This window comes from Methylomonas rapida (assembly GCF_024360925.2).
In the GTDB taxonomy this organism is placed as follows: domain Bacteria; phylum Pseudomonadota; class Gammaproteobacteria; order Methylococcales; family Methylomonadaceae; genus Methylomonas; species Methylomonas rapida.
Genome location: NZ_CP113517.1, coordinates 3,230,764 through 3,251,980 on the forward strand (window position 1 = coordinate 3,230,764; position 21,217 = coordinate 3,251,980).

A 21,217-nucleotide genomic window follows, 5' to 3' on the forward strand; every position below is an offset into this window, starting at 1 on the left:
GTCCGGTGTGGCAATGTCTTAAATCATGGAGAAACGTTATGCATGCTCGCAAATGGGGTTTTGTGCTGTTCCTTGGCATCTTGTGCCATTCGGCACAGCTATTGGCTTATGCAGGACGGGTGACCGATGCGGTCACTGGCTCACCGATCGAGGCCGCAGTAGTCACGCTGGGTGAACAATGGGTACGCACCGACAAAGACGGCCTGTATCATTTGGAAGGCAGCGGGGATGTTTTGAAACTCAGGGCGGCGGGTTATGCAAAGCGCGAAATCGCCAGCGCCGAATTAGACAATTCAACGGCTGACATAACCTTATCGCCTTTCAAAGTCAAAGGCTTATATCTGACCGTCTATGGCATGGCGAGTGCCAAGCTGAGAAACGATGCGCTGAAAACCATCGAACAAAACCATCTCAATGCCTTGGTCATAGACGTCAAGGGTGATCGTGGCTTCATTCCCTTCCCGGTCGATCTGACGCTGGCTGATCGTATCGGTGCGCAAAATACCATTCTAGTCAAAGACATGCAGGCGCTATTGACGAGTCTTAAAGAAAAAAATCTGTATCTGATCGCCCGCATCGTGGTTTTCAAAGACGATTTACTCGCGAAGGCCAAACCGGAACTGGCCGTTAGAAAAAAGGGCGGCGGCATTTATACCGATAGGGAAAAACTGCGTTGGGTGGACCCATTCCGGCGAGAAGTCTGGGACTATAATATCGCCATCGCGCAAAAAGTGGCCGAAATGGGCTTTGATGAAATCCAGTTCGACTACGTTCGCTTTCCCGATACCCGAGGCGGCAACTATTCTGAACCATCGACCGAAGATAGCCGCACCCAAGCGATCACCGGCTTTTTGGAAACGGCTTACCAAGCCCTCTCGCCCTATAACGTGATGGTGGCCGCCGATGTGTTCGGCTATGTTGTTTGGAACACCAACGATACCGACATCGGCCAGAAAATTGGGCCGATCACCAACGCGGTGGATGTCGTTTCGCCGATGCTATACCCTTCGGGTTATCATTTGGGCATTCCCAAATACCGCAATCCGGTCAAAAACACTTACCCCATCGTTTATCAGTCTTTAAAGCGCGCCCAAGAACGCACCGGCGCCTCACCCTTGCGTTTCCGCCCCTGGCTGCAAGCCTTTCGCGACTACGCTTTCCGCGGCGGTGATTTCAAGGAAGAGAGAATGCGCTTGCAAATCAAGGCAGCAGACGATTTTGGGGCTAGCGGCTGGATGTTTTGGAATCCACGCAATGTTTACCCGACGGGGATTTTTTCAGATACAGTCAACGGAGAATGACATCCGGGAAACGATGCCCAAGCAATATTGGAACGATCCATGCCCAATCGATTTTTGTTATTAACGATCAAACGCCCCCGCCATGCCAGGCATCGATTCTACGCAATGGCTGCCATCGCAGCCCTTTCATTTGCCCTCCTCAGCGCATGTGAATCACATGCGCCCCGGCCAGATAGCGTCAAAACCGCAGCAACCATGACGCCTATACCCGCAAACCAGGCAATGACAGCCTCTCACGATATTGAGCGCGCGCGCTTTGCTCAACTAAACGAGATCGCCAACCAGGAGATCGCCGCCGGCCATATCGCCGGGGCCGTGGTTCTAGTGGGCCATAAAGGCAAAATCGTCTACCGAGAGGCTTTTGGGCAAAAGAGCACGCGGCCGCATCCGGAAGCGATGACGACGGACACGCTTTTCGACCTGGCCTCGGTCACCAAAGTAGTCGCCACCAGCACGGCCATCATGCAGCTGGTCGAGCGCGGTCAATTGAAACTGGACGATGCCGCCGCCAGGTATTGGCCGGCATTTGGTCAAAACGGCAAGGAAGCCATCACCTTGCGCCAATTGATGACCCACACCTCCGGCTTGCGCGCCGAAGTCAACGGCAAAGGGCGCTGGTCCGATTACCAAGGCGCCATGCAAGCCATCTTGGCCGACAAGCCCCTAAGCACGGCAGGCACGACTTTTCGTTATAGCGACGTCAACTTCATCGTATTGGGTGAAATCGTGCGGCGCGTGTCAGGGCTGCCGCTGGAAGACTATTGCGCCAAAAACATTTTTACCCCGCTGGGCCTAAAGGACACGACTTTCAAACCCGAGCCCCGGCTCCGGCCGCGTGTAGCCCCTTCCGATCTACGTTGGGGCGAAGTGCAGGACCCGACCGCTTACCGCATGGGCGGCGTGGCGGGTAATGCCGGCTTGTTTTCCACGGCCGACGATCTGGCTGTGTTTGCACAAATGCTGCTTAACGGTGGTCTTCAAAACGGCCGGCGCATTCTCTCCGCCGATTCCGTAACCGCCCTGTCCAACCCGCACGGCATCTCTGGCCAATCCACGTTACGCGGCTTGGGCTGGGACATCCGTTCACCGTACAGCAAAGACCATACAAGCTCATTTCCGTTGGGCTCGTTCGGCCATACCGGATACACCGGTACATCCTTGTGGATAGAGCCAAAATCCCAAACCTTTTTGATCATCCTTACCAGCCGTTTGCATCCGGATGGCAAGGGTAATGCGAGGCCATTACGAGCCAAAGCCGCAGCCATGGTCGCCAGTGCGCTGCCCATGGGACCTGCCGCCGATTCCATCACCCAAACCGGCGCTGATGCGGCCCCCATCATGCCCGGATCGGGACAAGCGGATAATGTGGATTCGGTACGGACCGGCATGGAAACCCTCAAAACCGCCGGCTTTGCGCCCTTGCAGGGCAAGAATGTCGGGGTCATCACCAATCACACGGGTATCGGCGCGGATGGCCGTTCGACGATCGACCTATTGCGCCAGGCGCCCGGCCTGAAATTGCGGGCGATTTTCAGCCCCGAGCATGGCCTTGGCGGCAAATTGGATGAAAAAATCGCCTCCGGGCAAGATCCCGTTACCGGTTTGCCGATTTACAGTTTGTATGGCAACGACAAAAAACCCACCACCACAATGCTGGCAGGCCTGGATGCGCTGGTTTACGATATTCAAGACATCGGCGCGCGCTTTTATACCTACATCACGACGATGGCTTATGCGATGGAGGCCGCCGCCGCGGCCGGGCTTGATTTTTACGTGCTGGACAGACCAAACCCGATCAATGCGACTATCGTGCAAGGGCCTGTCATGGATGAATCTCTAAAATCCTTCACCGGCTACTTTCCACTACCCGTCCGCTACGGCATGACGGTTGGAGAACTGGCTCAGTTATTCAACCATGAATATCGGATTGGCGCCAAACTGCAGGTAATGCCCATGCAAGGTTATCGCCGCGACAGCTGGCTGGACGAAACGGGCTTAGCGTGGATCGATCCTTCGCCCAACATTCGCTCCCTGACTGAAGCGATACTGTATCCAGGTGTAGCCCTCGTCGAAGCCGCCAATCTCAGTGTTGGACGCGGCACCGACACGCCGTTCGAAATCGTGGGTGCGCCTTGGATTTCCGGCTACCGGCTCGCCGACTATCTGAATCAACGCCAGATCCCTGGCGTCAGCTTCACTCCGACGACATTCCAGCCCCAATCCGATCGCTATCGCAGGCAACGCTGCGAGGGCGTGCGCTTGCAATTGACAGATAGAGACACATTCGACGCGCCACGTCTAGGCCTTGAATTGACCATAGCTTTGCAGCATTTATATCCGGATAGTTTCGAGCTAGACCGGACACGGTCGATGTTTGGTTCACGTGCCGTGCTTGAATCGATCAAACAGGGTAAATCCCCCGAAGAAATCCAGCGCGGCTGGCAATCCCGCTTGGATGAATTTCTAAAAATACGGGCAAAATACCTGATCTACTAGACTCAGCGAGCCGTTTGATCCGCGCACTTGATCCCGAACCCGGATCATTTGAACGCCGTCGCCGTGACGCTGTTGCCTATGCCTAAATATTCAAGCCGATCGAAGCCCTGGCCTTGATCCTAGAAAAATCCTTGGGTCCACGAAACACGCGAAAATCACGAAAAGTTGCAAACAGTTATCATCCTAAAGATCTGCACCGGGCAGGTGAATCGATAAGCGTTCATAACATAATGATTTATTTCGTGTATTTCGTGCTTTTCGTGGACTACGATGTTTTTGGGTTGATCGGTTATCGTGACGATGACACTGGCATCGTTGTTCTACTCCAGTTCCACATCCACGCGCCGGATCTGTCCTTGACGCAAGGCCTCCACGACCGGTCCCGTCAGATAACCGGCTTCCACGCTCAGGGAGTCGCCGTCGCTAGCGTACAAGCGATAACGCCTTGGTTGCACTGCGTCCGCACCGAACGTATCTTTGCGTGCTGGGTTGATGTAAACCAACAACGTCGAACCGAATAAGGTAAAAGTCGCACTGTTGGCGGGCAATGTTTCTTCCCGGCAAAAGGGTTTGACGGTTTGCGGCTGTGTCGAGAAAAATGTCTTCGCCAGCACCGGCTTGAGCTGAAATCGTAAATTGCCCTCCGGGCAGACAAACGGCGCGGCGCCGAGGAAAAGCTGTAGCCATAGATGAAGAAATTCCACCGTCGAGCCGGATAAACGAGCGACGCAACCTCTGCCGTGCTGACGCGGATCGATCGTAAATCCACTACTGACCAGAAAACTGGAGTTTTCTATCGGACTGCGGCCGTATCGTTGGGGCTCATGAAACGCTACCAGCAATTTTTCCATGTCGGCGTAAAATTCATCGACCAAGCCGGCGCGTACCATCTCCAACACGAATTTGTAGTGCATGTGCAGGAAAATCGAGCCGTTTTCCAGCCAGCCGTAATTGAACACGCCGATACGGCCAAGCTCCAACGCATGATCCCCTAATGGCGCGTTCAAGCGGTACATGCCCAGCTTTTCATCGAACAATTCCGAGTTTCGGGCCGCGGCGTAAAGCCGACGCGCCTCGCCCTGGCCGGCAATGCGCAAAGCGTGCACGAAACCTTCCAGAAACAGCGGCAGCGGTTTTTGTTTGAAACGCATGACCTCCGCCCTTCCCTCGCCGATGTCCGTGTATTGCTCGGCCTCATAGACAAAATAAGTCACGATGCCCTGCGGCGTGCGGGCTTTGCAGATCGCCGCGTCGAGATGCCTGGATACGGAAACCAGAAAACTTTTCACCTTCGCCAAACTCAGCGCGCGTTCCGTGCCGGCAAAGCCCATGAATACCTTTTGCCGATAAGCTTCTTTCAAGGCGCCGCTTTGTCGCCAAAATGCTTCGGCAGACAAGTCCGAACTTTGCAACAGCGCGTCCAGCCCAGCTAAAAAGTCCGCTAATTCAAGCGGCAACGAGCATGCACCCTCGACACCCTCCAAGGCTTGCAAGGAAAAATCGACCAAGCGTTTCAGTTCGATAGTTTCATTGACCGCAGAACCCAAAATACCCGGCAAGCCGTTCAAGGCGTCGCACCAGCCGGGACGGTCCGCTTCCATTTCAACGCCCACACCGGCCGGGTCCAGGCTCGCTAATTTGTTCACGACCAAGGTCAAGATTTTACCGAGCAGCGTGGTGTAAACGATCTCACCCTTGCCAGCCTCGGAACGCACCTGATAACGGCGGCCGCTACGCGATTCGATCAGGGCTTTTTTATCGGCGCAAAACTGCACCGCGCCGTATTGGCGCACCCCGTTCGGCGTAATCTGGTATTTTTGCGCGCGCGGGACCACGAAATGGGTAGGATCGAAGAAGGTATAAGTCTTGTCCCGAAACAACTCGGCCAGGCGGTCTGGAAAGATAGCCGCGTAATTGATCAGCAAATCGACCAGATAAGTCCAATGATCCGACCAATAACCGCGATCGAATTCGGCATCTTCGACTTCCTGAGCTATAGCCAGAATCTCGCCAATGACCGTTTCCGGCTCGACGCCGGCCGTTTCCAGCAATTGCCAGAGCTCGGCGTATTTGAATTCCTGTGCCAACAGTGCTTCCAGGCCGGGAATCCTGGCACAAATCTGCGCCAAGTCCTGCGACGCTGCCACGACAAACCGCGAATTACGCAGCGAACACGGGTTATAGCCGTCCGGCTGAATCAAATTAAAAAAGTAACGGATGTTTTTGTCGGCCAAACCCGGTTCGAAAAAAAGATCGACCCGGCGGTTTTGCAGCACGTCGCGAAAATCGCCGTTGCCTTCCGAATAAGGCGTATCCTGCAGCAGAAAGTCGTTGTAATCGCGCTCCAGATCGCCGTGCTTGCGGCCGAACAAATACAACTGCACGCCGCCCGGCACCGCCAGCGGAAAGCCGCCGCGCAAACCATTATCCAGATAACATTGCCGGGCATGGGCATCGAAAAGAGGTTTGGCGGTGACGGTAAAGGCCCGCCGACTGATGTCGTCCACCCAGCGACGATTGGCCTCGCGCTTGGCGTCCAAATAATCGGCATTGCCGGCTTCGGCGACGAATTGCCGAAAGATTTCCTTTGAGGCCGCATGACCATAAACACCGTAGAACACCTGGCTTTCACCCGGCGCCAATTCGATGGTCAGGACTTGAAACGCCGATGGGGTCTGATTGGCGCTGACTTGCCGGGCCAAATCCAGGCCCTGACCGGCAAAAAACCGTTCCGCTGTGGCAAAGTCGCCGGCCAAGCCAAACACCCGCTCCGGATCGACGATGACCGGGTTACGAACACCCTGCAAAAAACCGACGAAAAAGTTGCCGGCAATCACCGGCTCGACTTGCGGCGTGTCGGTCGGCCAGACTTTCAAGCGGTAAAACGGCAGATTGTCTTCCACATCCTCCACGCGCATGAACGCCTCCGAAGTGCGGCTCATGAACTTGAGTATCCATTGATTCATGGCAAAGGGCAGCACCAGCGGCAGGCCGTCGACAATTTCGATGCGTTTGGAACTAGCCGAACTATTGACGATTTCGACCCGTCTGACCAAGCCCGCCACCGAGGCTTCCGGCAACGTGAACATGTCGGCGCGCAGGATTAGCCCCAGATCAGGATTGACTTCCTCGACACCGACTTCGTGCGGCGACACAGACAAGCGCTGTTGGGTTTCGGCTCCCGCACCACGCTGAAACGGTTCATGAGTAGACACGTTGTCGCCATCGTGGATTTTCAAAAAGGTGCGGAACCCGCGCGACGTTGTGAGTTGATAAGCCTTGTCCGCCGGGAAAAACTCCAAAAAGGCGCCATCCTTGTTACGCACGCCAAAACTGGCCACGGCCTGACCGCGATTGACATAAAACGCCCAGGCCGGTCGTCCTCTGACACCGGCAATACCGGGCAAAAAACTGGCGAATGGCGCTTGTTCATTATACTGATCGATGATGAAACGATGGTCACTGTCGAAGGCGTAGGCAGATTGAGTCACTGAATGGCTCCCTATCAGTTGGAGTTTGCGGTCGCGGCTTGGATCATACCCGAAGGCGGCAAGCGCTTCCATTCACGCCGTTAAGAAACTGATCCCTATTACGTAATCATCAGAATGGAAAGGATGCTGAGTGAATCAAGCAAAAACGGGCTTTTTGTCGGATAGGACCCCTTCGCTGAGGAGATTGCCGTAAAAAGCGACTACTCTCGAGAGGATACGATGAAGGACACAATTTTGTGAATGCCCCTGTATTTCGCTGAGCAATAAAAAACCCGCTAAGCCTTACAGCTTAGCGGGTTTTCGTACTTCTTTGCACGTCTCCGTACACTTAAATGGTACGAGGGTCGGAATCGAAATTTTTAATATGTCTTTGTTTTTATTATTATTTTAAAAATACATTCTTCTAAGAGGACACACTCGAGGACACGCCATAAAGATCTGTAAGCTGATTTTTCCAAGATTTGCATGCATTTGAAGACGAAAATCTATTGACGGCTCATTGGCGTATATGACCGCAACAAACCGCCATTTTTTTGCTCATGAATTACGCAAGATATTGATATTAATTGGGTTATTTTGTTGTGTATTAGTGCGCGCCTTTTTATAAAAATATTGGAAACAAATATAACAAATTGATTTAAAAGGATTTTATTTTTTGCTCGGTTTTTTGTTGGTTTCTTTGTTGCTTATCAGCTTCAAAAACCGCCGTTTTGCTTCAATTAACGAAAAATCCCATTCAAATCAAAATCAAGAATTTATCCACAAATACCCAAAAGATTTAGTTTTTTAACGTGTTTTTCTATGCTTTTCTTCGATTTTCATCTAACAACAAGAGTGAAGTCTTATTACAACGCACAAAATTTTTGCAAAAACCCCGCGGGCGAGGAGGAGTGATTTTGGGCTTGGTTGCTGACCTAGCGCTGAAAGGTCAACAGCGGTCATGCTGCCGCCGCCAAGGGGTTCAGCTTAACCGCATCCTTTAAATGATCCGGCGCCAAGTGGGCGTAGCGCATCGTCATGCTGATGTCGGCATGGCCAAGAATCTTTTGCAGGCTCAGAATGTTGCCGCCGTTCATCACGAAGTGACTGGCGAACGAATGCCGCAAGATGTGCGTGGATTGGCCTCGAGGGAATTTTATATCGGTGTGCTTTGCTGCCCGCCGAAATGCTCCGATGCAATTCTTGAATAGACGGTCGTCCGGGTTCATATGGCCGGCGAACTGATCAAGCGCGTGGAAGAATGCGGGATCTAGCGGAACCGTTCTGGTTTTCTTGGACTTGGTGAACTCGAAAGTAATCCGGCCATCGCGCAACTGCTTGCGCGTCAACTTCTCGGCCTCGCTCCACCTGGCGCCGGTCCGCAAACAGATTTGAGTCACCCACCACGTGCTGAGGTTTTGCGAGTGTATCTTGATCGAATCCAGCAACTCATCGATCTGTGACCGGCTCAAATAGCTAAGCTGGCGTTCCTGAATCTTGAAGAAATCAATATCACAGATGGGCGAATGGTAGGTAATGACCTTAAGCTTCTTCAGCTTGTTGAACACCGCCACCAAATACCCCTGCAGATTGTTGAAGGTTTTAAAGCAGACGGCATCGCCTTCAAAGGTTTTTACATAGCGATATTTCAAGAACTGCTCGGCGGTCAACTGACTGGCCACGGGGTTTTTCAAATCGGTAGCCATTTGTAGCAATGCGCGGCGCCGGCGCTCGCCGTCCGCCAAGTTGATGCCGTGATAAATAAACCAGCTTTCGATCAGCTCTTTCAATGATCGATCATCCATGGCCTGCTCATAGGTCGTTCGATGCTGGGCCAAGTAATCACGCTCGAACAGCTCGGCCTCTTCCTTGGTGGCAAACCCGCCGCGCCTGGTTCGGGGTATGCCCTTTCTATCGACCTGCACGCGCCAAGTGTCGTCCTTATCCCGTTTCACCGCCATGACTTCAAACCCCGCTCTTAAAATAACCGCGCCTTGTTAAATGAATCGGCAGACCCTCTCAAGCCTGCCTATCATTGATCGTTACGCTGCTTTTTCGATCAAATCATCTACAAACTGATTGCATTCCGGCAAATCTGGAAGCTCCTTGGTATCGGCAAAAACCGCCGGAATGATTTCCTCGCAAATGATCCGATACGTTTCAGACGTGAAGGCGGCCTTTTGTCCGTGATTAAAGCCTTTGCCTCGGCCCTCGACCGCGATAACCGCCATCACCAGCTTTTTAAAGGATTCGCCCGCGGCGGTGGCAAACTCGCTTAACGACTGTTCCGCCAAGTCAACCAACAGCAAATCCCGCGCATCCGTCACGGCGCGGCGCTTTTCCTGCAACTCAGCATCCAATATTGCTAGCTCTCGATTAGTGTCTGTAATACTCTGTTCGATCGCGGGCAACTCGGCTTTCAATGCTTCCAGCGTATTTTTCTGATCGTTGTATTGATCAATCGTCAACGTCGGTTGATGCAGACGCGAACCGCTGGCTATCGCCCGGTCCTCTTTTTCCAGCGTGGCGGCAATGGTTTGGATTTGTACCGTTCGCTCGGTGATCTGGCTTTTGTAATTCTCGATGCGCTGATTAATTTCGAGTCTATTCGAGAGTAACCCTTTTATTTCGGTTTTGAGTTTTAAATACTCGGCTTTTTTTTCTTGATTCATAAATTAAAAATCCTTTGGTTTTGGGAGGCTGCGCGCCAATTTAGCGCGCAACAAATTCCATTAAAGATAAGTGGTCGAATCGTCCGCCGCGTTCACGGCTTTTTCGATTAAATCAGCCGTTTTCAGCAATACGCTAAATTCGCCGGTATCTGGCTCGAAGTCTGAAAGAATTGCGATGCTATTGCGCGCATCGGCAACCATGTCGCGAATGCTTTCAGCATCCTCAGGCGTCAAGCTGCTGAATTCGAGCTTATCCATCGCGGCGCCCAATTTTGCCGTGGCGTTTTGTAAAATTTGCTTGTCCATGTTTTCTCCTATTGATTAAAAAATACCGCTATCAGCTACGCGCCCAATGGCCGGCCATGCGCCTTGTTGATAGGCTCCCGCCATGATGCTTCTTGGTAACCCATCGCCTCGCGCATATTTTCTGGAATGTACCAGCTCACATAATTGTTCGCGGCCACTTCTGTAACATAGTAAACCCCGTAGCCGCACAGATTGGTATTACCCGCCGCTGTCGCTTCGGCGTTCAGATCGGCAATGATTTCGCCGACGTTCAGCGAAACATAATCGTATTGCTCTTTGGTCATCATCGACCAGGGTGAAACAATCAGCATGGCGTTGTACATTCGAGCCGTTAAGCCCTGCGCCCTGATGTTCTGCAATGGTGTTGGTGGTGTTTCGGCCATCTTTAAATCTCCGTTGATGTTGTTGGTAAAAGCCGGTTTACAGCCGGAACTGCTCCTCAACGCCTGGCGTGCAATCTATTCTTGTTTTTCTCCTTGCCTAAAGGGTTACGTGCTCTGTCAATAAAACTCTCCATTGAGGTGGTACGGGATTTTCTCGACCATATCCACTTCGAACCCGAAGAGATCCACGCCGATCTTTGGCGGCAATTCCCATAAAAAGGCATCGTCCTTAGCCTTTTCTTTTTGTTCGGCCACTATCCCATCCACAATCGCGGGTAGGTTTGCCGTTACGTATTGGCATAGTGCTTTATTCATCCGGCTGCGCGGATACACGCGCAAACGGGCTTGATACAGATCGGCTTCAAAGCCTTGGCGGCGCAATTCCGCCAGTGGGTGAATGTTCTTTGTCATTTTCAAGTTCCTGAATAGAGTTTGATAAATGACCGTTTACAGTTGGCCTTCTGCTCCTCAACGCCCGGCCCGCAAACTTCTTTTTTTCTGAATTCACCTCGTTTTTTTTTATTTTTTTTCTAAAAACTATTTATTAGGCGTCAAACCCAGCATAGTCAGCACTACCAAGGCTTTCAGAACCTATAACCCAGCATTAACCCAGCACCAAACCCAGCACTAAACCCAGCACTAAAAATAAATTAATCATTTTCTACAGCCCTTCCGCCAAACGGGTTCCGGATTTTCCCAATCCTGGCGCAAGCGAAGTCCGCGAATAAATCGCCCGGCCGCAACTCGCCGCTCAGCAGCTTCAAAGCCCAAGGTTTGAACCGTATCAATCACAAGGTTCTTGAATCGCGTAGACGAAACGGCGCTCTTGCCGTTGCGGCTAGACCACTGCAAATAGCTGGGGTAAAGTTCGATTTCGAAATCCTTGTACTTGGTTTCTGATCCGGGTTCTGGGATTTTTTTACCGTTACCGATTTTGGTTTCGGCATCCTTATCCGGCATGCAGCATTCAACCAGCCAGCCGGCCACAGAGTTGGTATCTGTCATGGCTTCAAAGTTGGCGTCAAGGGTGCGTTCTGGCGGGTTTCGAATAATGCGTGATATGTCGTCCTGCGATAACTCCAGCAACCAATTGACCAAGCCGGGTAGTTCGCTATGCAAAACAGCCGCTTCGCCGCCGCGCGCTTGCCAGTCAAGCTTTTGTTCCTCGGATACCCTCCGCTTGAAATAGACCGTGATCGGCCTGCGCGCAATGCCTGAAGAATTGTCAGTGTTCTGGATGTTTTCGTTACTGATTACTATGAACAAGCCTTTGTATATAAAACTGCCCGTTGATTGTTGGTGTTTAACTTCATAGCGCAATGGATCGCCCCCAGTGGCCGCCTTGAAGTTCTGCAAAGAGCCGCCGTTACGTTCAGAGTCGGCAATAATCGCCAGCATTTTTTGATGAAGCCTGGCCAGCTCAAACTTATCGGTTTCAATACCATTGAAGGACGTGGCGACATAATTGACCGCCCCAACCAACGCGATAACCAAATTAACGAAAGTACTTTTCCCCGTGCCGCCCGGGCCAAGCAGATGCAAAAACTTTTGCAGGTCATAGCGCCGATGCAGAATCGCCGCCATAAAGGCCCGCAATAACTCCACGGTTTCCATATCATCGTCCACCGCCCACTTCAACCAGGCTTTTATCCGCGGGCAATCCGCCTTCGGTGTGTAGGGGTACGGCAAGCACCAAGTCAATGCCGTTTCGTGGGTAATGGGCGACAAAACGCGCGTTTCGATGTTCAGCAAGCCATTTTCAAACGGCAAATAGCCCACTGAATCACGGGGCGCCTCCAGTAAATAGCCAGATTCCAGAATGGCGCGAATGCCGTTCAGGTAAGCGTTGCGGTAGCCGATTACATGGCAGCCCATATAGAGCATTTTCACCAACACCCGCGAAATAATCCGCTTGGCGTCCTGTTCGTCCCAGTACAAACCGTTGAACACGTACCAGACCCCAAGCTCTTGATCAAAGCGGGCAAAACCTTTCAGCGCAACGGCAATGATCACGGCCGCTTCGGACTCGATTCGACGTTTGACCCGGCCATCTTCAGCGGGTAACACCAAGGCGCCGTTCTCTAGCGTGGGTTCGCGGTCGCTCGATGCTTGAATGCTATCCAGAATCGCCGCCACAGGATTCAATGCAGGTGCCAAGGTTCGCAACTGTGCGGCGACAGCCTTATCGACATCCGTGGCGATTTTCCACTGCTTGAGTGCCAACTTGATGCGTGTGTAAGTTTGCTCTTCGTGGCGCTTGATCGTGGCCAGCGCGCCGATGATCTCCGGCGTATGCCAAGCGGCCTGATTCATCTGAAGCGCGTTTGACGTTGCCTTGCCCGTGTTGGCATCGAACTGGATAAAGTCATCGATAACCTTTTTGGCGTCGGCTAGTGCTTGCTCGGCATCGTCTTGGTTGGCGTTTTCTATCAACAATGCGGTTGACTCATCTCGTTCTAACGGAATTTGCTCAGGCAGAAACACGGCTGCCCCCTATGCTATTTCGATAGATGCGAATGGTTTCACGGCATTGAACCCAGCGGTCCCCTGGTTGTCGAGTGTCGTCGTAAGCAACTATTGGTGACCGATAATCAACAAATCGAGGCCAAACCACTACTAAATCGGCGCCGGCCAATAACAGGCACCGAACAAGGTTGATGATAAGGGCTGAATCCGGTCCGGCATTCCACTCGATCACGCATGTACAGCGAGTAACCGGCCATGTGAATCGCTCCGGATTCTCGCCTGAAGGCAGAACAAGCCCGCAATTGTCGCCCCTAGAATTCCAACGCTTGGCGCTATTCCATGAATCTTGTCCGACGCAAACAACGACCAGAAAGGGAAGATTAAGAAATTTTTGCCGTTCAGCAAGCGCTGAACCGTGAGGTGGTAATTTTTTGATATTTTTCATAAGTTTAGGCTTGAAAATGTTATCGGATAGCCGTAAACTGTTATCGGTTTTTAAATAACAGTGATTTGAAAGGCCGTCTGCTCCTCAATTCAGACGGCCTTTTTTTTGCGCGTTACTTTTAGGCCTTCAGCGCCGCCTCGATTTCTTGGTTCAAAATCTCGCCAATCGCATTTAAATCCTCATCAGTAATCCCGAGAAAACTCCGCGGCGGTATCTTGGTAATTCCGGTTGATTGCGTCGGCTGCAAGATTCGCAAAATGAGCCCCGCCCGCCCCATTGTCATGTTTTCCGTGATCCACTTGATCGATGGGGTTCTATACGCTTTGCCATTTTTCCGCACCTTATAACCAGCATCTATCAATGACTTGGCTTGCTTCCGTGTTGCCGGCGCGTTGGATGCCACGACCTTCTTCCGCGTGTTTTTGGTCGGCTCGCTATGGCCGTATTGCTGCTGATATGCTATGCGGGACAGCAAACCGTTTTGCCAGCCCACCGTAACCGAATCCTCGCTGGCCTCAATCACCTTCAACAGCCGGCGCAATCCGTCCTTTTTAGGACGACCCACCAACAGCTTACGGCCACTGCCATCTGCCGCCGGGGCAAAGGGCGCGCCTGATAAATCACGTTGGGCAACAATGCGCGCTTTCGCGGACTTGACCACCTGGCGCCCGGCCTTGCGAAGAATCGATTTGCGCGTGCTGTTTGATTTAATCTTTGCCAGCTTGGCAAAAGCTTCTTCCGCGCCTTCTATACGTACCGTAATCATGATGCGTCCCTGCTATTGGCTGTGTTCCGGTGAAAAGCCTCGACAACGGCACCCACGTCCAATAATTCATGCTGGACCGCTTGCAGCGCGTAGAAAACCGCATCATCACTTGGCCGGGCTTCGTCGTCATCGATCGCGAAGCTGTTTGACAGCATCGTCACCACGGCCACGGCTTTGTTAATCGACATGTTCACCGTGTCTAATAACGCCAAGGTGCCATGCTCAAAGCCGACGGGCGAAAGCCTGTGGCTAAAATCAACCTGGCCAGCTTTGGCGCGGAATGGCATGTTTTCAGCGGCAAAACAGTTATGATTTTTTGAATTACACATGGTCGGCCTCCGGTTTGACTGTGGTGGTAATTGCGAGCCCTTTCGTTCTCGAAAACTCCATAATTTCTTCCTGCAGCGCGGCTAGGTTGGCGGCGATTGGCTCGACTAGCCATGCCAATTCGCTGACTTCGTGGTTCGTGCTATTGGTCAACAGGTAGTCCAGTGCCTTTAAACGCTGAATTTCATCTTGAAGGCGCTCCAAGCGGCCCCTAACATGGCTAATAATTCGGTTCGAGTCGGGGCTGACAATCACTTGATTTTTGGTTTTTTCAGTCATGGCTCAACCCTCCACAATGGCTTTGATTTGTTGCTCGACGTCACAAAGTGCGTTGTCGTCCCAGCCGGAAACGTGGCGGATATGCAGGATTTCATGAAACAGGCGAAACGCTTCGGCATCGAGGTTGATCAGTTCGAACAGCGAATGCTTGAAGTTGATGCCTTTGCGGTAGGCGCTCAGGAAGGCATCGGCCAAAAACTGGCCGGAATCACCGCCTTGGCGGATTCTGGACAGAAGCAAGTCGGCTTCCAGCGGTATCGGTTGCAAGCCCAATTCTTCGGCCTGGCGTTTGACAAAGCCACCGAATGTCATGGTTTTTGGGCGGAATTCAGCGCCGGCGGCGCTGGGTATCAGGCGCATCGTGGTGGGTGTGTCTTGAACAGGTTTGACGGCGGCGGCCTTGGCTTGATCGCGCGCTGTTTGGCAGGCGTCGGCAATTTCTTCACAGATAGATTGCACACAAATCAACGAAGATCCGCGCAGATGATCGATGTTGATTTCGTACAGCACCATTTCGATAGACATATCGAGATCGATGCGCTTGCGCTTGATGGTTTCAGCCAAGGCTTGGCGGCGTGCAATTGCTTGAGTTTTGGTGGTTGTGGCTTCAGGGTCGTTTAACCCATTATTCGCGGCTTCCTGTATGACGGATTCGTATAGATCGACGTGGCCACAAGCGTTTATCCAACCATCGCATTCGACCGACAAACTGCCATCGAAGCTCTTGGTTCGATAGACTTCACCGCGCGGACCTCCGCATATCGGACAAAAGTCGCTGATTATGACAGTTTTGGTTAACAGGCCTGAATGATTGGTGCAGGCTGGAATGGTGACTAAACGAGTGGCGTGTTGTGTGGATTCTGGGCGGATTTTTTCCGCAGTTTGGGTAGGGGTTGTCATATCGACGGCTCCATTGCTTGAATGTATGAACCGCCGCCAACATCTGCTAATTGTTGGGCGGCGACGCGTAACAGGTTAGCAGTACCGGGCAATGGATCCCCAAAGGGACTTGTCGAAACCGGCCAGCCTTGCGGCTGCCCATTACGCGCCACCATGACAAAAGCACGGATTTTGACCGTGACTATTTTCTTGAGGCAATAAAAAACGCCTTGTATCGGCGTCTTGACGCCATTGCTTCTCGGGCTGCTAACCCCGACTTTCGTTTTTTGCGAAAGCGTATTCAGGATAGCGCTGCTGATTCGGCGTGTCAACAACATCATGCCACCCCGCCAATCTGATCAATCAAAGCCCGAATGTCTTCAACCCGCCAAGCGGTCGTCCGTTCGGTGATTTTTATAGGCTGCGGGTAAATGCCTTCTCTGACTCGATTTAAAAAAGTTGTGCGGCCAATCGGGATTATTGCCGGCTTCTTTTTCTTCTTATCCCCGACTATGTCCCAAATCCGAAGGAATCCGGTTTCTGGTAGTTTGTGATTTGCTGTCGCCATGTAAATGCACTCCTCTGTGGCATGTGGTACATGGCTGCATGATGGCTGTTAAAAATCGGAAAAAATAGCGAAAGGGTTTCGCTATTAATGGCGATGTAGTTGCTGAAACCCACGCCTGGTATGGACTGGATAGGTGTCGCTATTTTCCTGATCTGCGGCCTGGCGGAGCCCATTCCGGACGAATAATCGTAGCGCCTGCTTTGGCTTGACGTTGTGAAAAACCCTGTTTTTTAAGCCATTCCTCAACTTCATCGTTATACGGACAAGTGGTGATGTCGTCACGATCTGCGTTCGCCCAAAATTTTTCGCTGGCCATGATTAAGTTTCTTAAACCGTCTGATCGGTTTAAATGCATTGCAGCAGATTCCCGAACCACTTTATTGGCTTGAGACGAAACTGTATGTTCATAGATACCTGAATCCGTGACTCCACATATTGCCAGACCTTTTATTCGTCATACTCTTCCAAAATTCGCTGAATTTAAAAGTGTGGTCCGGGCAATCGAGTTTAACGGCTAGAAATGCAGCGTATTATCTGGAATATTTTCCCTGCATGATTCAATTTGATGGACTTTAGGCGCAGGATTCCCAAGCCACTGTGAATTTGCGGCGTTGTGCTATCGATGGCAGAGCGATCAGTCGCTAGCCGGCGGCGAGTTTGGCGTAGGTGGATTCAAAAGCGATGAAACCGGGACAGCTCTGTGAAAAGCGCAGCTTCAGCCGGTGCCCGCTACGGATGAGTCGCGCGGCCAGATACATCAGTTCCTGGATCACGGTTTTGATACGCCGCCGCTTGGCAGGATGCCTGACCGGGCTTTGTTCGCCCAGCAAGCCGATCAGGCCTATCCAGCGCAGGATGTTGTAGCTATAGGCGCTGAGGCTCATGATCAGGTCGTTGGTGGCAAACTTGCCGGATGGCAGGCGCTCGATATCCAGATCGGTCTTGAATTCGCTGTGGAATTGTTCAGCGGTGGCATGGTCGCGATAGAGGGCAATAACCATGGCATCGTCGTAATCGGCCACCGGCAGACTGGTCCACCAGCCTTCGATTTCGATATCCGGTAGCACGAGGGCTTGGCCTTGAGCCGTGATGGTGCGCTCGGTGATTTGCATGACCCTGCGACAGGTATAGGTTTTACCGTTGCGAGTGTGTTGCTCCATGACACTGAACAAGGCCACGCGTTTGCCTTCGCGCGGTGTGGTCCACTGGCCGTGTTGTTCGGCGTAGGCCAGCCAGGCGTCGGCATCTTGTTTACGCGGGTTCCATTTGATGATGAAATCGACCTGATCGGCTTCGTGTAAGTCGATGCGATTGTCGAGCGCGTCGTGACCGCCATCCAGCCGGACCAACAAAGGCAAAGTCGTCAAACGTTTCGCGGCGGCGAGTCCGCGCTCCAGCGCATAGCGGAATTCGTATTGGCAATGCTGCTTGCCTTCGCGCAGTTCATTACCAATACACCAGCCCTCTTTACCCAGATAGAGGGCAATCGGGGCGTAGCCGTCAAAACCTTTGTAGGTTCGGGAGACGCCTTCTTTGCAGGTTTTTTCGTTGTTCATGGGGTAAACATCGATATCCAACGCGACATGGCCTGTGGCTAACGGCGTTACCGGCACCTGGGCGTGAGCCAGAAAATCGAGGTTGCTTTGATAAATGATCGGTAATAAGGCGTCGGCGTGTTCATCCAGTCGCTGTCTGAGGCGGGCGCTGGAGGGTACTTGATGAATGGCGAGCGCGGCTTTGAAATAGTCGTCGTCGCGATGGTTTTCGATGGCTTCGAAGTCGCTTTTGCCCAGGCTAAGGGTGCCTATATAGCTTTTGATAATATCGGCGTGAGCAATACCGTGCCGTAGCGGAATACCTTTTTCCAGCGCCTGATTGAGCTGGCCATATTGATTCAAACATAAACCGACCAAGGCTAATCCAGAATGGCTGGTATAAAATTCAGTTTCAGATTGCTCCAGGATAAACCGCTTCATGAATCACTCGCCGGGTGAATGGAAGAATAGCGGTATTATCCCAGAATAAGCGTTTTAAATCATTGCGTTGCGGCCGTGGATGGCCTTTTAAGTCACGGATTCAGGAGATAGTTAAGTCGTACTGAATTTTATCTAAATAGCTTACTTCATCATTCTTGTATTTCTTGATTTTGAAAACATACTGAAAACCTTCTTCTATCGCCACATCCGGAGGTTTTATTTTATCAATAACCTGAATATCGTCTGGTATTAAGTAAAGGTATGAAACAAATCCAGTATTAACCGGTCCTGATTGTTTGTTTTCTTCAAAAACTGTTAGCTTTTTTACATATTTTTCAGTATCGCTTTTATTAATTTTAAAGCTGCCAACTACATTAAAAATCGGTGAACTTTGGCTCTTCCGTATTTTGCGGAGAAACCACTACATGTAGTGCTATAGTCTTTGCCTGCCACAGTGAGTTTTGCTAAGGTCGACAATTTAACGCTGGAGTATCGTGATGACACAGTCGCTACTTCAAATACCGCTGGATATACCTGATGTTTGTATCGAAAAAGTTGAAACCACCGCCAAAGGCGAGTTCATCATCACGGTCAGTAGTACGTTAACCAGTGCAACCTGCCATCAATGCGGCCAGAGGATCGATAAGTTTTATGGCTATGGCAGAGAAATCACCTTGCGTCATTTGTCGATTTTCGATCGGCCGGTTTGGATCAAGCTAACCCCCAAGCGCTATCGATGCCCTGACTGCCCCAAAGGTCCGACGACCACGCAACAATGTGGCTGGTATAACTGGAAAAGCCCCCATACCAAAGCGTATGAGCAGTGGATATTGCGTGAATTGATCAACAGCAGCGTGACCGACATGGACGTGAAGCACGGCATCAGCGCCGAAGCGGCGGAAGGGATTATCAATCGGCACGTGGCCCAACAAGTTGATTGGTCTGCCATCCAAGGCATTCGCTTGCTGGGACTGGATGAAATCGCTTTGAAAAAAGGGCATCAAGATTTTGTGGTCATCGTGTCGGCTATCGATACCGAGGACCATAAGCGGATTCTGGCGGTGCTGCCCGACCGCAAAAAAGAAACGGTTAAAGCCTTTTTGCAGAATATTCCCGAGGCACAGCAACACGCGTTACAACGCGTCTGCGTGGACATGTATGAAGGGTATCGCAACGCCGTCTATGAGACATTGCCCGGCGTCGAGGTGGTGGTTGATCGCTTCCATGTCGCCAAGCATTATCGAGACGGCGCCGACCAGGTCCGCAAGGCGGAAATGAAAAAACTCAAGAATACCCTGTCTGCCGAGGATTATGCCAAGCTGAAAGGCGCGATGTGGGCTTTTCGGAAGCGCTGGATGGAACTCTCTGCCGATCAGCAAACCGTTTTGCTTTTTCTATTCCAGCAAGCCCCCATTTTGCGAGAAGTCTATATCCAACGGGAGCTTTTGACGGGTATTTTTGAGCGCCGACTCAATAAGGCTGAGGCCGAAAAAGCCTTGGATCGCTGGATGGAGCATATCAAAGTCTTGAAGTTGAAGGGCTTTGATGCGTTTGTCAAAACCTATCAAAACTGGCGAAATGAAATCACCAACTATTTCATTCGCCGGGAAACCAGTGGCTTTGTTGAAGGGCTTAACAACAAAATCAAAAGCATCAAACGACGCTGCTTTGGCATTTACAATACCGTCCGCCTGTTTCAGCATATCTGGCTTGATATCGAAGGGAGACGGTTGTTCGGTTATGCATAACCCTATATGTCGGGGCTACTCCGCGAAATACGGAAGAGCCTGAACTTTTAGCCCAGTATTCGAATTGTCCATCACCGTTATAATGATGTGGATAAATAAAACTTACTAAATCGGTAAGTGGGAAAATATTTCCTTCCTTGTCTTCTATAAACCATTCACCACAACCATTAAAAAAGGCCAAAATCATATTCACTCCGTCCAAGTGAAGGTCGTCAAGAAGGGTTAACCGGAAACAGGTTGACGAAACCCGCTTATCGCCCCGTCGGGCTATCCGGTTGATTGAATTATAGCGAGTTTATGGATTCGGCCCCACCGCAATTTCATGCTGGCCAGACATTGCCGGGACAGATAAGCCATTCCACCGCTGCCGATCCATAAACCGCGCAATCTGATGACATAATGCGCCTTTGATTCAGGATCAGGAAGCCATGAGCGTTTATTGCCCCAACTGCCAGCAAAAAGCCCGTATCACCTCGCGCAATAATTTGAACGAAGGTAAAACCGTAGCGGATTTATATTGCCAGTGTCTCAACACCAAGGCCTGCGGCGCCACCTTTGTCTCGACCTTGGGTTTTAAGCACTACCTCAACCCGCCGGCAAACTCAACCGCGCAACTGGCGGCCAATTTGCTGAACAAACTCACCAAGGAAGAGCGCGCGGCTTTGCTTTCCGGTGTTAGTGATTAAGCTGAAAAACATACATTAGGCGCTATGCTACTAAGCTAGCGCGGTGTATTATGGTTCGCTAAGGTTCAATTAGATACGATAAGAGGCGATAACAATCGCCCGCTACTGGAGCACACACATGGCAAGCAAGGTAAAAGACACGCCTGTATTGCGTGGAAAAGATGCCGAGCGCTTTAATAAAAAAATGCGCGAGTCTGAGCAAAAAATTATTTCAAAACAAGAATATAACCGCATGATGGCGGTTTTCAAAAGTGTTCGTATCGTCGAAAACTAAAACATGGATGGACTTGAATTTGTCCGGCTCGGTGTCGATAACCATCCGACAACCTCAGCCGCACAACTGGCCGCCAATTTGTTGAACAAACTCACCAAGGAAGAGCGCGCGGCTTTGCTTTCCGGTATTGGCAGCATGAGCTAAGGCAAAGCCCTTGTTCGATATTGAAGTGGGG

22 protein-coding genes are annotated in these 21,217 nt (G+C 51.4%); 6 read left to right on the plus strand and 16 right to left on the minus strand.

Annotated features, from left to right (window positions below; translation table 11 throughout):
* The first annotated feature begins 38 nt into the window (after positions 1–38).
* Positions 39–1,301, plus strand: a complete 1,263-nt coding sequence (locus tag NM686_RS15195) for a putative glycoside hydrolase (protein ID WP_255188703.1) — start codon at positions 39–41, stop codon at positions 1,299–1,301.
* Between the two features lie 222 nt (positions 1,302–1,523).
* Positions 1,524–3,797 (plus strand): exo-beta-N-acetylmuramidase NamZ domain-containing protein, encoded by a 2,274-nt coding sequence (locus NM686_RS15200; protein WP_255188704.1) that lies wholly within the window; start codon positions 1,524–1,526, stop codon positions 3,795–3,797.
* 320 nt (positions 3,798–4,117) lie between these two features.
* Here the strand turns inward: NM686_RS15200 and NM686_RS15205 are convergent, their stop codons facing one another.
* The 16 genes from NM686_RS15205 to NM686_RS15280 all read right to left on the minus strand — a co-directional run bounded on the left by NM686_RS15205 (position 4,118) and on the right by NM686_RS15280 (position 18,334).
* Positions 4,118–7,288, minus strand: coding sequence for a hypothetical protein (locus NM686_RS15205; protein ID WP_255188705.1), 3,171 nt, complete (start codon positions 7,286–7,288; stop codon positions 4,118–4,120).
* 938 nt (positions 7,289–8,226) lie between these two features.
* Positions 8,227–9,228 (minus strand): phage integrase, encoded by a 1,002-nt coding sequence (locus NM686_RS15210; RefSeq protein ID WP_255188706.1) that lies wholly within the window; start codon positions 9,226–9,228, stop codon positions 8,227–8,229.
* Between the two features lie 81 nt (positions 9,229–9,309).
* Positions 9,310–9,939: a hypothetical protein gene (locus NM686_RS15215; RefSeq protein ID WP_255188707.1), complete on the minus strand. Its 630-nt coding sequence runs from the start codon at positions 9,937–9,939 to the stop codon at positions 9,310–9,312.
* 60 nt (positions 9,940–9,999) lie between these two features.
* Positions 10,000–10,245 carry a hypothetical protein gene (locus NM686_RS15220; protein WP_255188708.1) on the minus strand — a complete coding sequence of 82 codons (246 nt, stop codon included), beginning with the start codon at positions 10,243–10,245 and terminating at the stop codon, positions 10,000–10,002.
* 35 nt (positions 10,246–10,280) lie between these two features.
* Positions 10,281–10,628 (minus strand): hypothetical protein, encoded by a 348-nt coding sequence (locus tag NM686_RS15225; RefSeq protein WP_255188709.1) that lies wholly within the window; start codon positions 10,626–10,628, stop codon positions 10,281–10,283.
* A 117-nt stretch (positions 10,629–10,745) separates the two neighbouring features.
* Positions 10,746–11,039, minus strand: a complete 294-nt coding sequence (locus NM686_RS15230; RefSeq protein ID WP_255188710.1) for a hypothetical protein — start codon at positions 11,037–11,039, stop codon at positions 10,746–10,748.
* 243 nt (positions 11,040–11,282) lie between these two features.
* On the minus strand, positions 11,283–13,112 hold the full coding sequence (locus tag NM686_RS15235) for a DNA primase family protein (RefSeq protein ID WP_255188711.1): 1,830 nt from the start codon (positions 13,110–13,112) through the stop codon (positions 11,283–11,285).
* Positions 13,099–13,539, minus strand: a complete 441-nt coding sequence (locus NM686_RS15240) for a hypothetical protein (RefSeq protein WP_255188712.1) — start codon at positions 13,537–13,539, stop codon at positions 13,099–13,101. The genes NM686_RS15235 and NM686_RS15240 overlap by 14 nt, the downstream gene beginning before the upstream one ends.
* A gap of 118 nt (positions 13,540–13,657) precedes the next feature.
* Complete coding sequence (locus NM686_RS15245) at positions 13,658–14,305, minus strand: phage virion morphogenesis protein (RefSeq protein WP_255188713.1); 648 nt, start codon at positions 14,303–14,305, stop codon at positions 13,658–13,660.
* Positions 14,302–14,634 carry a hypothetical protein gene (locus tag NM686_RS15250; RefSeq protein WP_255188714.1) on the minus strand — a complete coding sequence of 111 codons (333 nt, stop codon included), beginning with the start codon at positions 14,632–14,634 and terminating at the stop codon, positions 14,302–14,304. Before NM686_RS15250 ends, NM686_RS15245 begins: the two co-directional genes overlap by 4 nt.
* Complete coding sequence (locus NM686_RS15255; protein ID WP_255188715.1) at positions 14,627–14,911, minus strand: hypothetical protein; 285 nt, start codon at positions 14,909–14,911, stop codon at positions 14,627–14,629. Before NM686_RS15255 ends, NM686_RS15250 begins: the two co-directional genes overlap by 8 nt.
* 3 nt (positions 14,912–14,914) lie before the next feature.
* Positions 14,915–15,811: a hypothetical protein gene (locus NM686_RS15260; RefSeq protein ID WP_255188716.1), complete on the minus strand. Its 897-nt coding sequence runs from the start codon at positions 15,809–15,811 to the stop codon at positions 14,915–14,917.
* Positions 15,808–16,131, minus strand: a complete 324-nt coding sequence (locus NM686_RS15265) for an ash family protein (protein WP_255188717.1) — start codon at positions 16,129–16,131, stop codon at positions 15,808–15,810. The genes NM686_RS15260 and NM686_RS15265 overlap by 4 nt, the downstream gene beginning before the upstream one ends.
* Complete coding sequence (locus NM686_RS15270; protein ID WP_255188718.1) at positions 16,128–16,358, minus strand: helix-turn-helix transcriptional regulator; 231 nt, start codon at positions 16,356–16,358, stop codon at positions 16,128–16,130. The genes NM686_RS15265 and NM686_RS15270 overlap by 4 nt, the downstream gene beginning before the upstream one ends.
* 139 nt (positions 16,359–16,497) lie before the next feature.
* Entirely contained in the window at positions 16,498–16,674 is a 177-nt protein-coding gene (locus NM686_RS15275; RefSeq protein WP_255188719.1) for a hypothetical protein, read from the minus strand.
* Between the two features lie 325 nt (positions 16,675–16,999).
* The gene (locus NM686_RS15280) at positions 17,000–18,334 is read right to left on the minus strand and encodes an IS1380 family transposase (RefSeq protein ID WP_255188233.1); all 1,335 of its coding nucleotides are present in this window, start codon (positions 18,332–18,334) and stop codon (positions 17,000–17,002) included.
* Positions 18,335–18,831: 497 nt separating this feature from the next.
* Between NM686_RS15280 and NM686_RS15285 the strand changes: the two genes are divergently transcribed.
* The 4 genes from NM686_RS15285 to NM686_RS15300 all read left to right on the plus strand — a co-directional run bounded on the left by NM686_RS15285 (position 18,832) and on the right by NM686_RS15300 (position 21,186).
* Positions 18,832–20,082, plus strand: a complete 1,251-nt coding sequence (locus NM686_RS15285) for an ISL3 family transposase (RefSeq protein ID WP_255187011.1) — start codon at positions 18,832–18,834, stop codon at positions 20,080–20,082.
* A 428-nt stretch (positions 20,083–20,510) separates the two neighbouring features.
* A complete protein-coding gene (locus NM686_RS15290; protein ID WP_255188722.1) occupies positions 20,511–20,768 on the plus strand; it encodes an ogr/Delta-like zinc finger family protein in 258 nt (85 codons plus the stop codon).
* A gap of 118 nt (positions 20,769–20,886) precedes the next feature.
* A complete protein-coding gene (locus tag NM686_RS15295; protein ID WP_255188723.1) occupies positions 20,887–21,042 on the plus strand; it encodes a hypothetical protein in 156 nt (51 codons plus the stop codon).
* A gap of 3 nt (positions 21,043–21,045) precedes the next feature.
* Positions 21,046–21,186 (plus strand): hypothetical protein, encoded by a 141-nt coding sequence (locus tag NM686_RS15300; RefSeq protein WP_255188724.1) that lies wholly within the window; start codon positions 21,046–21,048, stop codon positions 21,184–21,186.
* Positions 21,187–21,217: the final 31 nt, after the last annotated feature.

Bases quoted from the DNA above. Each gene is read 5' to 3' on its own strand.
- NM686_RS15275 (WP_255188719.1), bottom strand. From the start codon at position 16,674: ATGGCCAGCGAAAAATTTTGGGCGAACGCAGATCGTGACGACATCACC.
- NM686_RS15300 (WP_255188724.1), top strand. From the start codon at position 21,046: ATGGATGGACTTGAATTTGTCCGGCTCGGTGTCGATAACCATCCGACA.
- NM686_RS15260 (WP_255188716.1), bottom strand. From the start codon at position 15,811: ATGACAACCCCTACCCAAACTGCGGAAAAAATCCGCCCAGAATCCACA.
- NM686_RS15210 (WP_255188706.1), bottom strand. From the start codon at position 9,228: ATGGCGGTGAAACGGGATAAGGACGACACTTGGCGCGTGCAGGTCGAT.
- NM686_RS15195 (WP_255188703.1), top strand. From the start codon at position 39: ATGCATGCTCGCAAATGGGGTTTTGTGCTGTTCCTTGGCATCTTGTGC.
- NM686_RS15245 (WP_255188713.1), bottom strand. From the start codon at position 14,305: ATGATTACGGTACGTATAGAAGGCGCGGAAGAAGCTTTTGCCAAGCTG.
- NM686_RS15220 (WP_255188708.1), bottom strand. From the start codon at position 10,245: ATGGACAAGCAAATTTTACAAAACGCCACGGCAAAATTGGGCGCCGCG.
- NM686_RS15265 (WP_255188717.1), bottom strand. From the start codon at position 16,131: ATGATGTTGTTGACACGCCGAATCAGCAGCGCTATCCTGAATACGCTT.
- NM686_RS15230 (WP_255188710.1), bottom strand. From the start codon at position 11,039: ATGACAAAGAACATTCACCCACTGGCGGAATTGCGCCGCCAAGGCTTT.
- NM686_RS15255 (WP_255188715.1), bottom strand. From the start codon at position 14,911: ATGACTGAAAAAACCAAAAATCAAGTGATTGTCAGCCCCGACTCGAAC.
- NM686_RS15295 (WP_255188723.1), top strand. From the start codon at position 20,887: ATGGCAAGCAAGGTAAAAGACACGCCTGTATTGCGTGGAAAAGATGCC.
- NM686_RS15280 (WP_255188233.1), bottom strand. From the start codon at position 18,334: ATGAAGCGGTTTATCCTGGAGCAATCTGAAACTGAATTTTATACCAGC.
- NM686_RS15215 (WP_255188707.1), bottom strand. From the start codon at position 9,939: ATGAATCAAGAAAAAAAAGCCGAGTATTTAAAACTCAAAACCGAAATA.
- NM686_RS15285 (WP_255187011.1), top strand. From the start codon at position 18,832: ATGACACAGTCGCTACTTCAAATACCGCTGGATATACCTGATGTTTGT.
- NM686_RS15225 (WP_255188709.1), bottom strand. From the start codon at position 10,628: ATGGCCGAAACACCACCAACACCATTGCAGAACATCAGGGCGCAGGGC.
- NM686_RS15250 (WP_255188714.1), bottom strand. From the start codon at position 14,634: ATGTGTAATTCAAAAAATCATAACTGTTTTGCCGCTGAAAACATGCCA.
- NM686_RS15270 (WP_255188718.1), bottom strand. From the start codon at position 16,358: ATGGCGACAGCAAATCACAAACTACCAGAAACCGGATTCCTTCGGATT.
- NM686_RS15290 (WP_255188722.1), top strand. From the start codon at position 20,511: ATGAGCGTTTATTGCCCCAACTGCCAGCAAAAAGCCCGTATCACCTCG.
- NM686_RS15240 (WP_255188712.1), bottom strand. From the start codon at position 13,539: ATGAAAAATATCAAAAAATTACCACCTCACGGTTCAGCGCTTGCTGAA.
- NM686_RS15200 (WP_255188704.1), top strand. From the start codon at position 1,524: ATGACAGCCTCTCACGATATTGAGCGCGCGCGCTTTGCTCAACTAAAC.